This window comes from Rhizobium sp. BK591, from assembly GCF_014195045.1.
GTDB classification, from domain to species: Bacteria; Pseudomonadota; Alphaproteobacteria; order Rhizobiales; family Rhizobiaceae; genus Rhizobium; species Rhizobium anhuiense.
The window spans coordinates 625,481-638,201 of sequence record NZ_JACIAZ010000002.1 but is presented as its reverse complement, the minus strand read 5'-3'; the positions used below and the strand labels follow the sequence as shown (position 1 = coordinate 638,201).

At 60.7% G+C, this 12,721-nt stretch carries 11 protein-coding genes; all 11 read left to right on the top strand.

Annotated elements, in window-relative coordinates; translation table 11 throughout:
* Positions 1–864 (top strand): serine hydrolase, encoded by an 864-nt coding sequence (locus tag FHX10_RS10100; protein WP_047615024.1) that lies wholly within the window; start codon positions 1–3, stop codon positions 862–864.
* 24 nt (positions 865–888) lie between these two features.
* Positions 889–2,433: an ABC transporter substrate-binding protein gene (locus FHX10_RS10095; protein WP_097630918.1), complete on the top strand. Its 1,545-nt coding sequence runs from the start codon at positions 889–891 to the stop codon at positions 2,431–2,433.
* Positions 2,434–2,567: 134 nt separating this feature from the next.
* Complete coding sequence (locus FHX10_RS10090; RefSeq protein WP_097630919.1) at positions 2,568–4,016, top strand: M20 family metallopeptidase; 1,449 nt, start codon at positions 2,568–2,570, stop codon at positions 4,014–4,016.
* Between the two features lie 145 nt (positions 4,017–4,161).
* Complete coding sequence (locus tag FHX10_RS10085; RefSeq protein ID WP_097630920.1) at positions 4,162–5,295, top strand: transporter substrate-binding domain-containing protein; 1,134 nt, start codon at positions 4,162–4,164, stop codon at positions 5,293–5,295.
* A gap of 1 nt (position 5,296) precedes the next feature.
* Positions 5,297–5,920: an ANTAR domain-containing response regulator gene (locus tag FHX10_RS10080; protein WP_028756477.1), complete on the top strand. Its 624-nt coding sequence runs from the start codon at positions 5,297–5,299 to the stop codon at positions 5,918–5,920.
* Positions 5,921–6,108: 188 nt separating this feature from the next.
* Entirely contained in the window at positions 6,109–6,954 is an 846-nt protein-coding gene (locus FHX10_RS10075) for a nitrilase family protein (RefSeq protein ID WP_097630921.1), read from the top strand.
* A 29-nt stretch (positions 6,955–6,983) separates the two neighbouring features.
* Positions 6,984–8,132, top strand: a complete 1,149-nt coding sequence (locus FHX10_RS10070; RefSeq protein WP_097630922.1) for a substrate-binding protein — start codon at positions 6,984–6,986, stop codon at positions 8,130–8,132.
* A 51-nt stretch (positions 8,133–8,183) separates the two neighbouring features.
* Positions 8,184–9,017 (top strand): branched-chain amino acid ABC transporter permease, encoded by an 834-nt coding sequence (locus tag FHX10_RS10065; protein ID WP_028756474.1) that lies wholly within the window; start codon positions 8,184–8,186, stop codon positions 9,015–9,017.
* Complete coding sequence (locus FHX10_RS10060) at positions 9,010–10,767, top strand: ABC transporter permease subunit (protein WP_245434808.1); 1,758 nt, start codon at positions 9,010–9,012, stop codon at positions 10,765–10,767. Before FHX10_RS10065 ends, FHX10_RS10060 begins: the two co-directional genes overlap by 8 nt.
* Positions 10,760–11,467, top strand: a complete 708-nt coding sequence (locus tag FHX10_RS10055) for an ABC transporter ATP-binding protein (protein WP_097630923.1) — start codon at positions 10,760–10,762, stop codon at positions 11,465–11,467. The genes FHX10_RS10060 and FHX10_RS10055 overlap by 8 nt, the downstream gene beginning before the upstream one ends.
* 12 nt (positions 11,468–11,479) lie before the next feature.
* Positions 11,480–12,640, top strand: a complete 1,161-nt coding sequence (locus FHX10_RS10050) for an amidase family protein (RefSeq protein ID WP_184389281.1) — start codon at positions 11,480–11,482, stop codon at positions 12,638–12,640.
* The last annotated feature ends 81 nt before the right edge of the window (positions 12,641–12,721 follow it).

The window sequence follows — 12,721 nt, the reverse complement described above, 5'->3', positions numbered from 1 at the left end:
ATGACGACGATGATTGAATCCGCAAAGCTTGCGGAGCGATTGAATGCGATCTGCGATGCCCAGCCTTTCGTGACACGCTTCATGGTGCGTGCGCTCGGCAGCGGAGAAACGATCGGCAGAGGCGCGGACGAGGAAACGCCCTCCGCCAGCACCCGAAAGACCTCGATCATGATGGCAGCCTTGAAGGCCGCGCATGAAGGCCGCCTGGATCTGGACGAACGGATTACCTACGAAAAGCGTTTCGCCGAGGAAGTGGCAAGCGGGATGTTCCGCTATCTCAGCCCCGGAATCGTCATATCGCTGCGCGATGCCATCACCGGCATGATGGTGCTGAGCGACAATGTCTGCACCAAGATGGTCTTCGAAAGGCTGACGCTCGAAGAGGTCGACAATTATTGCAAGTCGATCGGCATGACAGGCACCAACCATCGCTTCCTCATCCCTCCCTTGGCGCTGTCGCCCGATCATTCCTTGAAGGCCGTCACCACGACGACGGCGCGGGATCAGGTCTATCTGCTGCAGACCATCCTGGATGCGCAGGATTCGCGGGACGCTGCGGACCGGCTCGGCTGCTCGCAGGCGCTGTGCGCTTACGCGCTTCAAACCCTGAAGAACCAGATCCTGCGCTATGCCATTCCTTCCCGGCTGCCGTTCGGGGTGCTCGTCGCCCATAAGGGCGGCACGGGAAAGCGTGGCCGCATGAATGCCGGCATCGTCTATCGCGACGGGACCCCCTTCTACATCATCGCCGCCTATACCGACGACGTGCCGCAGGAAATGCCGGACGGCACACCTGGCTATACGGTCGCGCTCGAAACCATCGGCAGGCTTTCACGCGCCTGCTGGGATGAACTCCGATCCTAACAATCCATAAAAGAGGGTAGAACAATGCATAAGCTTCTTCTCGCAGGCACCATGTTGATGGCGATGGCCGGCGTGGTCGATGCCCGCGATATCGTCGTGGCGCAAAGTTCCGATTTGCGCAGCGCCAATCCAGGCGTCAATCGCGACGGCAATACCGATGGCGTCATCCTGCATATTGTCGAAGGGCTCGTCGGCTATGCCAACAACGGCGAGGTCAAGCCGCTGCTGGCAAAGAGCTTCGAAGTCTCGGCGGATGGGCTGAGCTACAGCTTCAAACTGCGTGACGACGTCAAATTCCACAACGGCAAGAAATTGACCGCCGATGACGTCGTGTGGAACTGGAACCGCTATCTCAAGCCCGAAACGAAATGGACCTGCCTTCCTGACTTCGACGGCAGCGGCAGCGTGCATGTTACCGGGGTCAAGGCAGTCGATGCTTCGACCGTCACCATCACGCTGGAAAGGCCATCCGCGGTCTTTCTTGGCCTGATGTCGCGCCCCGAATGCGGTTACACCGGGATCATCTCCCCGGAATCGGTCGGTGCGGACGGAAGCTTCATCAAGCCGATCGGCACCGGTCCCTTCAAATGGGATGAATGGAAGAAGGGCGAATATATCCATCTCGCCAAGTTCGACGATTATGTCTCGCCCCAGAACGACGGCAAACCCGACGGCATGGTCGGCTCGAAACGCCCTCTCGTCGATGGCATCAAGTTCATGGTCATTCCCGATGCTTCGACCGTAAAGGCCGGGCTTCAGTCCGGCGTGCTCGATACCGCGGAGATTTCGCCGGATCTCATTCCCGAATTCAAGACGAGCGACACGATGCAACTGATCGTGGCGCGCAACAACGGCAAAAATCTCTTCTACATCCAGACGCGCGACAAGGTTCTGAGCAATCCCGGCGTGCGCCGCGCGATGGCGATGGCACTCGATCTCGACCAGCTCGTCGAGGCAGCCTCCAATGGCACCGGCACCGCCAACGGTTCGATGGTTTCGCAAGACTCGCTCTACTTCGACGATGTCCAGAAGGAGCGTCTGCCCTACGACATCGAGGCCGCAAAGAAGGAGCTTGCGGCCGCCGGCTACAAGGGCGAGCCGATCACCATCATCGCCAACAAGCGCAGCAACGTGCCAAGCTTCCCGGCCGCGGTGATGGCGCAGGCCATGATGCAGCAGGCAGGTCTCAACGTGCAGATCGAGGTGCTCGACTATGCGACGCAGGTCGATCGTCGCCGCTCCGGCAACTACCAGATCATCTCGCAATCGGTCGCGCCGCGGCTCGATCCGGCGCTGATGTACGGCTTCTATGTCGGCAACAAGGACAAGAACGCTTCGTTGATGTGGGATGACCCGAAGGCAGTCGAGTTGATGAAGGCGGCCTATGGGGAGCCCGACCAGGCGAAGCGTCAGGCGATCTTCGACGAGTTTCACACGCTGATGCTCAAGGAAATGCCGGGCATCTTCCTCTATGACATGGTCGATGTCTGGGGCGCGACCAAGAAGCTGAAGGGCCAGCCCGTCTGGCAATCGAATGCCCGTCTTTGGGAAGTTTCGCTCGACAATTGAGCATGAACGGCCGCGCCCGGTGGGTCGGGCGCCGCGATCCCGTTTCGACAGTGAACAGGAGAGCCGGCAGGCAGCCCTGCCGGGTCCGGTGAAACACATCCCTGTGGCGGCAGGACAGACAGCGAGGAAATGCCATGAATCTTGACGCGATCAGCTCCATTGCCGCGACGATCGAAAAGATGAAACCGGATTATATCACCCTCAGCGACGGTATCTGGGATTTCGCGGAGCTGAAGTTCGAGGAGCGGCGCTCGTCGCAATTGCTGGCCAGGGCACTCGAGGAAAACGGCTTTGCCGTGCGCCGCGGCGTCGCAGGCATGGAAACGGCCTTCATCGGCGAATCCGGCAGCGGCAAGCCGGTGATTGCTTTCCTCGGCGAATTCGATGCCCTGGCCGGAATGAGCCAGACCGCCGACGTGGCCGAGCCGCATCCCCAGGCGGCGGGAGCAACCGGTCACGGCTGCGGGCATAATCTGCTTGGTGTCGGGTCGTTGATGGCGGCGGTTGCACTTGCCCGCCACCTCAAGGAGAACAATCTGCCCGGCACGGTGCGCTATTACGGCTGCCCGGGAGAGGAGGGCGGTTCCGGCAAGACCTTCATGGTTCGTGCCGGCGCATTCGATGATGTCGATGCCGCCCTGACCTGGCATCCGGCTCCGTTCAACGGTGTTCGCTCGACGAACAATCTTGCCGTTCTCGAATATTACTATCGCTTCAGGGGTGTCGCGGCGCATGCCGCCAACAGCGCCCATCTCGGCCGTTCGGCGCTCGATGCGGTCGAACTCATGAATGTCGGCGTCAATTTCCTGCGCGAACACATGCCGCAGGATTGCCGCGTTCACTACGCGATCACCGACACCGGCGGCAGGGCGGCCAATGTCGTGCAGGCTAGCGCCGAGGTTCTCTATCTGATCAGGGCGCCCGACATGCCGCAGGCGCTTGAGCTTGCCGGGCGCGTCGAGAAAGTTGCACGAGGTGCGGCGATGATGACCGAAACCGAAGTCGAGATCGTGTTCGACACCGCCTCGACCAACCTTCTTCCCAACATCACGCTGGAAACGGCGATGCACGAGAACATGGTCGCGCTCGGGCCGATAGCCTTCGACGAGGCCGACATCGCCTTCGCCAGGAAAATCCAGGCTACCTTCACTGAGGAAGCAATCAGGAGCAGCATCCGCCTCTATCAGATCAAGGGCGATGTGTTCTCCAATGCCAAGGTCGATGGCTCGACGCCCTTGCACACCGGTCTGCGCGATTTCGAAGGACAATCGCATTTCCGGGCCGGATCGACCGATGTCGGCGACGTCAGCTGGGTGACGCCGACCGCGCAATGCTGGGCGCCAGCCTGGGCGATCGGCACCAATCCCCATACCTGGCAGGTCGTCGCGCAGGGAAAAAGCCCGGCCGCGCACAAGGCTATGGCACATGCGGCCAAGACGCTTGCGACAACGGGGCTCGCATTGATGTCGTCACCCGACCTCCTGGCAGCCGCGACGGACGAGTGGCGAGAAAAGACCAGCGGCAAAGCCTATACATGTCCGATCCCCGACAATGTGATGCCCGCAACGGTTCATGGCCGATAGTTCCCGTCTCCGTCTGCTGTGACAGCGACCTGCATCGCACCCGCTTGCAGGATCCCATGAAAAAGCACTAAGGGTATGGAAGTCGAAAGCGCGGAACTGAGGCATTCACCGCTTTCGAACCTCCAACACGTCGGAAAAGGCAAAGATGACAAGCTCCGAATGGCGGGTGGGAGTGCTGTTTTCCAGAAGCGGAATTAGCGAAATTACGGAAACCGAGCACTTTCTTGGCACCGCACTTGCGATCGAGGAAGTCAATGCGGCGGGGGGCGTGCTTGGCAAGCCCATCGTTCCGATCGCCTATGATCCGGGCGGGGACCAAACCGCCTATCGCAATCTGGCCCGGCGCCTGCTGGCCGATGACGACGTCAACATCATTTTCGGTGCCTCGATGTCGGCCAGCCGAAAGGCGGTGCTGCCGATCGTCGAACGGCACAACGGACTGCTGTTTTATCCGTCGATGTATGAAGGTTTCGAATATTCGGAGAATGTGGTGTATACCGGCGCCACCCTCAATCAGAACACCTTCGCGCTTGCGGAATACCTTCTGCGCCACCATGGACGCCGGATCTACTTCGTCGGCGCGGATTATATTTATCCGCGCGAATCCAATCGGGTCATGCGGGATGTGGTAGAGGCAAAGGGCGGTGAAGTCGTCAGCGAGCGATATCTTCCTCTTCATGCCGACGAACAGACCTTGCGTTCGGTTATTTCCGATATCGTCCGTCTCAAGCCCGATGCCATCTTCTCGACGATCATCGGCCGGCCGGCACAGTGTTTCTACCGCATGTATGCCGAGGCCGGAATCGATCGGACGCGGGTTCCGATTGCCAGCCTGACCATGGCCGAGAGTGAAATTCGCGAGATCGGAGCCGACGCCTGCACCGGCCATATTCTTTCGGCGACCTATTTCCAGACGGTCGAGAACGAGGCGAACGAGCGCTTCGTGGGGGCATTCAAGGCCCGTTTCGGCCAGGACTTCACCACGAGCGTCTGGTCGCAACCGGCCTATGCGCAGGTTCACCTTTTCGCCCGCGCACTTGCCCGGGCCGGCTCGCTCGAGACCCATCGTATTTCCGAAGAAATCCTTCTGGAGGATTATCTTGCTCCAGAGGGCCGGATCAACTTCGACGCCGATACTCGTCACCTCTGGTTGCATCCCCGCATCGGCGTGGCGCGCGCCGATGGGCTCTTCGACATCGCCTGGCAGGCGCCTGGCCCGATCCGGCCGGACCCGTATCTGACGGCGTCGCGGTTCGAAGACGTCTGGCTGGAGGCCTGAGATGGCGGGACCGAGTAGGATCGTTCAGGATCTGCGGCGCGCACGCGTTCTGGTTGTCCATCCGCGTGACGAGGACGGCAACGTGCTGATCGCTCACCTCAAGCGCCTTGGTTGCGAGGTCCGGGCCACCTGGCCGCTTCCGCCAGCCTTGCCTCCCGACGTGGATACCGTCTTCCTGCATGTCGAGGATGTGCATGTCGAGCACGCGCTTGAGATCATCGACCTCCAGCAGACGGCGATCATCGCCATCGTGACCTATGAGAGCCCGACAGCCCTCCAGGCGATTATCGATCTCAACGCCCACGGCGTTATCAGCAAACCGTTGCGGCCGCTCGGCATCCTGACGCAATTTGCGCTTGCACGCTATCGGCAGAGCTACGAAAAGCGGCTCGCCGGCAAGGTGCAGAAACTCGAGGAAACCTTGAAAAGTCGCCGGTTGGTCGAAAAAGCCGTTTCAGCGCTGCGGGCCATGAATGGTCTCGACGAGGCCGCGGCCTATAAGCTCTTGCGCGATCAGGCGACGTCAAAGCGCGTTCCGATGGCGACGATCGCCGAATCCATCATTGCCGCGCAAGACACCATGAAAAGCCTCGGACTTTCCATTGGCGCAAAAACTCAACCTTAAGTTGCTAACGCTTGCGTCGCTGAAAATGCCTGCTGAAGCGGCTTGACGGTCACATTCTTTCGTGCAAGCCTAAAGACAACGAGCAGGTTTGCTCAGCGGCAGGGCTGCCGCATTCACATCATGGCTATGTAGCCTCTGGTTCACGGATTGAATTCCGTGCCAGAGGTTTTTTGCGTTTGGAGACAAGATTGAGTGTCAAGACCTCAACCGCACGGACGGTAACCGTCGCAACCGTCCAGTTCGAACCGATCATCGGTGATCGCGCCGGTAATCTCGCGGCTATCGAGCGGCTGGCGAAGGCGGCGAAGACCCAAGGCGCGGAGATCGTCGTTCTGCCGGAACTGGCCGATAGCGGCTACAACTTCCGTGACGGCGACGAGGTTGCCGCATTGGCCGGCCCGGTACCCGGCGGCCCGAGTGCCGAGACGCTCCGCCGCCTTGCCGAGGAGTTTGGCCTTTACATCGTCAGCGGCATTGCCGAGCAGGATGGCGACCGGTTTTACAACAGTGCTCTTCTTTGCGGCCCCGAGGGATATATCGGCAAATACCGCAAGCTCCATCTGTGGAACAACGAAAACCGTCTTTTCAGAAAAGGCGATCTCGGACTGCCGATATTCGACCTGCCTTTTGGCCGTATCGGCATTGCCATCTGCTACGATGGCTGGTTTCCGGAAACGTTTCGTCAGTTGGCCCTGGCCGGCGCCGAGCTGGTCTGCGTGCCCACCAACTGGGTCCCGATGGCCGGTGCCGAAGGCGTTCCCGAGCCGATGGCCAATATCCTCCATAAGGCGGCCGCCCACACCAATGGCCTTTACATCGCCTGCGCCGACCGGATCGGCATCGAGCGCGGCCAGTCCTTCATCGGCCGCAGCCTGATCGTCGGCCCGCAGGGTTGGCCGATCTCTGGTCCGGCCAGTGCCGATCGCGAGGAAATCCTCCTTGCGCAAATCGATCTGTCGAGCGTGACGGAAACCCGCACGCTCAACAGCTTCAATCATCTGCTCGGCGACCGCCGAGCCGATGTCTACGGGTAATGTCAATCCACTCAAGAAAGGGGAACAAAATGCAAATGAAAACCATAATCCTGACACTGGCATCTGCGGCATTCGCCAACGCAGCCTTCGCCGAGGATCCGATCAAGATCGGCGTGCCGGTCGGGCTTTCAGGCGCAAACAGCGTGGTTGCGCCGTCCGTCGTCCAAGCTGCGGAGCTCGCCGTCGAAGAAATCAATGCCAAAGGCGGCGTGCTCGGGCGGCCATTGGAGCTTGAGATCGCCGACGATGCATCAGGGGCGGCCGGCGCGCAGAAGGCCTTCGATTCCCTGGTTTTCCAGAAGGAGGTGAACGTCATCATCTCCATGGAGACGAGTGCTGCGCGCAATGCCGGCCTGCCGATCGTTTCCAAGGGTGAGGTGCCATACATCTACACGTCCTTCTACGAAGGCAAATCCTGCAACGCCAATCTTTTCGTCGATGCCTGGGTTCCAGAACAGCAGGTGCCGCCTGTCGTCGACAATTTCATCAGCAAACAGGGCGCAAAGAAGTTCTTCCTGATCGGTTCGGACTATGCCTTCGGACGCGGCATGCTGACCTTCGCCAAGGGCTATATCGAAAAAGCCGGTGCTCAGATCGTCGGCGAGGAATATCTGCCGATCGACGGCAGCGATTGGACGGCCATCATCTCCAAGGTCCGCTCCTCCGGCGCCGATGCGATCATCACCTCGACGGCCGGCGGCGCACCGAACGTGACCTTGACCAAGCAGTTGCGTTCGTCTGGCGTCACCCTGCCTTACGGCAATCTCGCGGTCGACGAAGGCACCGCCAAGAGCATGGGCGCGGATGCCAAGGACATCTTCCTTTCGGCCTCCTACGTCACCGGCATCGACAGCCCGGAAAACAAGGCTTTCCTCTCGGCCATGGACAAGAAGTTCGGCAAGGAACTGCGCACGCCGAACGATCTCTCCGTGCCGCAATATGAAGCGATCTACCTTTACAAGGCAGCCGTCGAAAAGGCTGGCAACACGGATACGGCGGACGTGCTCAAAGCCCTTCCTGACGTCTCCTTCACCGGTCCGCGCGGCAAGATCTCCATGAACAAGCAGCACCACGCGCCGCTGACGATGTATCTTGGCCAGGTCAAGGACGACGGCAGCGTTGCAGTCGTCGATAGCTTCAAGGACGTCGATCCCGGCGATCAGTGCCCGAATCTCTGAAACCAGCGTGGCGGGGCAGGGCGCCCCGCCTCCAGCATCGGAGTTCTAGAAATGACGCTCTTTCTCGATATCGTCAGCACTGCGGCCATTCTCTTCATCGTTGCCGCCGGGCTGCTTGCGATCTTCGGCGTGCTGAAGATCATCAATTTCGCGCATGGCGCATGGCTGACCATCGGGGCTTACTGCGCTGTTGTCGTCAGCGGGTTCGGTCTCAATCCATGGCTTGCCATCCCCTTTGCGTTTCTGGTCGGCGCGATCCTCGGCGGTGTTGCCGAACGGTTCATCGTACGGCCTCTCTATCGCCGCCCGCTCGACGCCATTCTTGCAACCTGGGGCCTTGGCATCGTCATCGGCCAGCTGATCACGCTGTGGTTTGGCCGCGACGTGCAGTTCACGCCGGCGCTGCTGCCGGGCACCTTCGATCTCTTTGGCACCGGCTACTCGGCCTACCGTCTTTTCGCCATTGTCGCCGCCATCTGTCTGGGTCTCGGCTTCACCTTGCTGCTCGATGGGACAAGGCTTGGTCTCTCCGCCCGGGCAGTCATCATGAACGAAACCCTGGCGCGCGGGCTCGGTATCGATACCGAAAAGGTGCGGCTCGCGACCTTCATGATCGGCACCGGCCTTGCGGCCCTTGCCGGCGTGCTGCTCGCGCCGCTGACCAGCGTCGATCCCAATATGGGCGTCGCCTGGCTGACGGGCGCCTTCATGCTGGTGATGGTCGCAGGCTCTTCTTTCACTGCGCTTGCTGCCGCCTGCCTCATCTTCGGGGCCGCCCAAGTGCTCGTCAGCACCTATTTCAGCCCAATCCTCGGCGGCATCACCGTGGCCGTCCTCTGCGCGATCACACTGCGCATACGTCCGAAGGGATTTGCCCGTGCCTAATAGACAAAAACTCCGGCTTGTCCTTCTTCTGACGCTGGCGCTCGCGGCTCTCCTGCTGATCGTCATCGGACCGATGTTTCTCGGCCGCTTCAGCCTTAACGTGCTGACGCGTTCGATGATCTACGCCATGCTGGCGATTACCGTCGACTTGCTCTGGGGCTATACGGGCGTTCTCACCTTCGGGCAGGCGGCATTCTTTGGCGTGGGCGCCTATGCCACCGCCATGGTTCTCACCCATATCGGCGCAAGCCCGGCGCTTTTCGTCGTCGCCCTTGTCGCCGCCGTGTTCGTTCCGCTCGTGCTTGGCTTCGCCGTCGGCTGGCTGTCGTTCTATCACGGATCGACACCGCTCTATGCCACCGTGATCTCGCTCGTGGTGCCGATCGTCGTCACCCAACTCATCTTTTCCGGCGGCACCTGGACCGGTTCGTCGAGCGGCCTTGTCGGTTACGAAACCCTCCCGCTCGGGCTTCCCGGCTATTTTCGCCTGTCGGGCGCGTGCCTGCTGGTCTTGGCCGTTCTTGCCATCGTCTTCGTCCGGTCGGACGCCGGCCGTCTGCTGGTTGCAATTCGCGACAACGAAGCCCGCATCGCCTATCTCGGCATGAACCCCGCTCGGCTGAAGATCGTCCTGACGGCCGTTCTGGCTGGCGTATGCGGCCTGGCCGGCTTCCTTTATGCCAACGCATCCGGTGTCGTCGCACCCGAGAATACCGGCTTCGTATTCGGAACCGAACTCGTCGTCTGGACGGCGCTCGGTGGCCGGGGAACGATCATCGGACCCTTGTTCGGCGCAATCGGCATCGACTATCTGAGCGCCAGCCTTTCGGGCGATCTGCCCTTCCTGTGGCAATTGATCATCGGTGCGCTCTTCGTCGCCATGATCATCCTTTTGCCGGGCGGCCTCGCTTCCCTGGTGACGCGATTCCTGCAGTCGGCCAACTCCAGCAGCACTCTGAAGTCCTTGCCGACGCGCATCGTCGCCGAGGACGGTCCGTTGGCAGGCAAAAGCCTTCTGTCGATCCGCGGTCTCGGCAAGTCCTATGGCAGCCTCTCCGTCCTCAAGGGCATCGACCTTGAAATCGGCGCCGGAGAACTCGTCAGCCTGGTTGGCCCCAATGGCGCCGGCAAGACCACGCTGATGCGTTGCCTGTCGGACGGTACCCAGCAGATCGAAGGTCAAGTGGATATCATCGGCACGAATATCGCCGGTCATGCACCGGAACGGATCGTCGCTCTCGGCGTCGGCCGCAAATTCCAGGTTGCCAGCATCTTCGACAGCATGACCATCGGCGAATGCCTCAAGATGGCGCGTTTCAGCCGCGAGACACCCAGTCCGATGCGATCGCTCGCCGAGATCATGCTGCCGGCCGCTGCAGCTGAGATCCTGACGCTCACCGGCATGGCCGACATGTTGGACAAGCCGGTCTTGCTGCTGTCGCATGGTCAAAGGCAGGCTCTCGAACTGGCGATGGTCGTCGCTCTGGAACCACGCATCATTCTTCTCGACGAACCGACGGCGGGTCTTACCAAGACCGAGCGCATGACCATCGGAGCCATCCTCAAGAAACTGACGGACGAGATGGGTTTCGCCGCCATCCTGGTCGAACACGATCTGGATTTCGTGCGCGACATATCGAGTCGCATCGTGGTTCTCCACCAGGGCAAGCTCGTTCTCGACGGCACGGTGAATGACGTGGTCAATTCCGAAACGGTTCGCACCATCTACGCAGGAGGCGCCCATGGCTGACGCGTTCAAACTCAAACTCAGCGGCGTATCGAGCGGATATGGCGCGGTGGATGTCGTCAATGGCGTGTCGCTTGCCATCCGGCCCGGCGAAATCTTCGCCCTCATGGGCAAGAACGGCATGGGCAAAACGACGCTGCTGAAGACAATCCTTGGCTTCCTGCGCGTCGGCAAGGGCAAGATCGAGGTCGATGGCGCTGCCATCACCGACAGGAAGCCCGCCGAGTTGATCGCTTCCGGCATCGGCTACGCCCCTCAGGAATTGCCGTTGTTTCAGGACCTCTCCATCCGCGACAATCTGCGCCTCGCGCTCAAAGGCGATCGGGATCTGGCATCTGCCCTGGAGCGGGTCTACGCCTATTTCCCGTTCCTGAGGGATCGGCTGGCACAGAAAGCCGGCACGCTGTCGGGCGGGGAGCAGAAAATGCTGATCCTCGCGCGGGCGCTGATGCTGCGTCCGAAACTGCTGCTGATCGACGAAATCTCCGAAGGTCTGCAGCCCTCCGTTGTTCAGAACATCGCCAAGGCATTGAGGGACGACCGCGAAAAGCGCGGCACGACCATCCTGCTGGTCGAACAGAATCTGGATTTTGCCCTTTCGGTGGCGGACCGCTGGGCCATTCTCAAACTCGGGGCGATCGAAGACGAAAGCCTCAATGGTCCGGAGAGCCGCGCCCGTGTCCTGCAACATCTGAAGATCTAGGGGCCGGCGCAAGTGCGAGACCCATGGAGCGCTTTTATACCCTATCCGGATGCAGATGTCGGGCACGCGTCCATCGGCCCGCTTTCCGGCCTTCGACTGGCGGTCAAAGACCTTTTCGACGTTGCCGGCTATCCCACAGCGGCCGGCAACGCCACGGTACTTGCTGCCTCCGGCATCAAGACATCGACGGCGCCTCTGGTCCGGACGCTGCTCGATGCCGGCGCCTGCTTCGTCGGCAAAACCAATACGGATGAGCTCGCCTATTCCCTGATCGGCGGCAACATCCATTTCGGTATGCCGATCAATCCGCGCGATCCCAATCTCATCCCCGGCGGGTCGTCGTCCGGCTCGGCCGTCGCGGTTGCCGCGGGCCTTGCGGATATCGGGCTTGGAACAGACACGTCCGGCTCCATCCGGCTGCCGGCCGCCGTCAACGGCCTCATCGGCTGGCGCCCGACACATGGAAGCCTCGACAACCAGGCACTGCGTCCGCTGGCGCCAAGCTTTGACGTGCCGGGTTTCATGACGAGAAGCCTGGAACCAATGGCTGCGGTGATGAGCGCCGTCGGCATGCCCGCGGCAGATGACCGACCATCATCTATCCTCATTTCCGCGGATATCTTCGCAACCATCGACGACGCGGTTGCCGACGAGATGATCGCCGGCCTTCGATCGGCGGCCATACCTGTCCGCAGGATAGATGCGATCTCCTCGTTCAGCCTCGCCGACCTTGCTTCGGCGTTCATCACCATCCTGCAAAGGGAAGCCTGGGACAGCAACAAAACACTCTTCGAGCGGAGCCCTGAAGCAATTGCTCCCGATATTGCTGCGCGCCTTCTGTCAGGATCTCGTCTGGATGACGAGGAGGTGCGTGAGGCACGTGCGATCGCCAAGCTCTTTTCCGCGGAGATCGACCGATTGCTGTGCGAAAATGTGATTGTCGCTCTTCCGACCTTGGCCATGAGCCCGCCAGCGCGCGATGCCGGCGCAGAAAGCTTCGCTAGATTCCGTTCCGCCTGCATCGAGCTTCTGTGTCTTTCGGGCCTTAGCGGCTGTCCGCAACTGGCTTTTCCAATTGCCGGTTGCCTGGGGAAAGTTTCGCTTTCCTTGTTAGGCGCAAGGAGCGCCGACAGGACGCTTATGAATGTGGCCGGGCGATTAAGGGCTGAGTGAAAGAGCAAATGCGGCCGGGAGGCCTTCCCGCCGTCCATCCGTCCCCGTGACTTGCGACCGGCCGATGAAATTGCCGCAGCA

Excerpts from the sequence above, each read along its gene's own strand:
- FHX10_RS10100 (WP_047615024.1), top strand. The coding sequence starts at position 1 with ATGACGACGATGATTGAATCCGCAAAGCTTGCGGAGCGATTGAATGCG.
- FHX10_RS10095 (WP_097630918.1), top strand. The coding sequence starts at position 889 with ATGCATAAGCTTCTTCTCGCAGGCACCATGTTGATGGCGATGGCCGGC.
- FHX10_RS10090 (WP_097630919.1), top strand. The coding sequence starts at position 2,568 with ATGAATCTTGACGCGATCAGCTCCATTGCCGCGACGATCGAAAAGATG.
- FHX10_RS10085 (WP_097630920.1), top strand. The coding sequence starts at position 4,162 with ATGACAAGCTCCGAATGGCGGGTGGGAGTGCTGTTTTCCAGAAGCGGA.
- FHX10_RS10080 (WP_028756477.1), top strand. The coding sequence starts at position 5,297 with ATGGCGGGACCGAGTAGGATCGTTCAGGATCTGCGGCGCGCACGCGTT.
- FHX10_RS10070 (WP_097630922.1), top strand. The coding sequence starts at position 6,984 with ATGCAAATGAAAACCATAATCCTGACACTGGCATCTGCGGCATTCGCC.
- FHX10_RS10065 (WP_028756474.1), top strand. The coding sequence starts at position 8,184 with ATGACGCTCTTTCTCGATATCGTCAGCACTGCGGCCATTCTCTTCATC.
- FHX10_RS10055 (WP_097630923.1), top strand. The coding sequence starts at position 10,760 with ATGGCTGACGCGTTCAAACTCAAACTCAGCGGCGTATCGAGCGGATAT.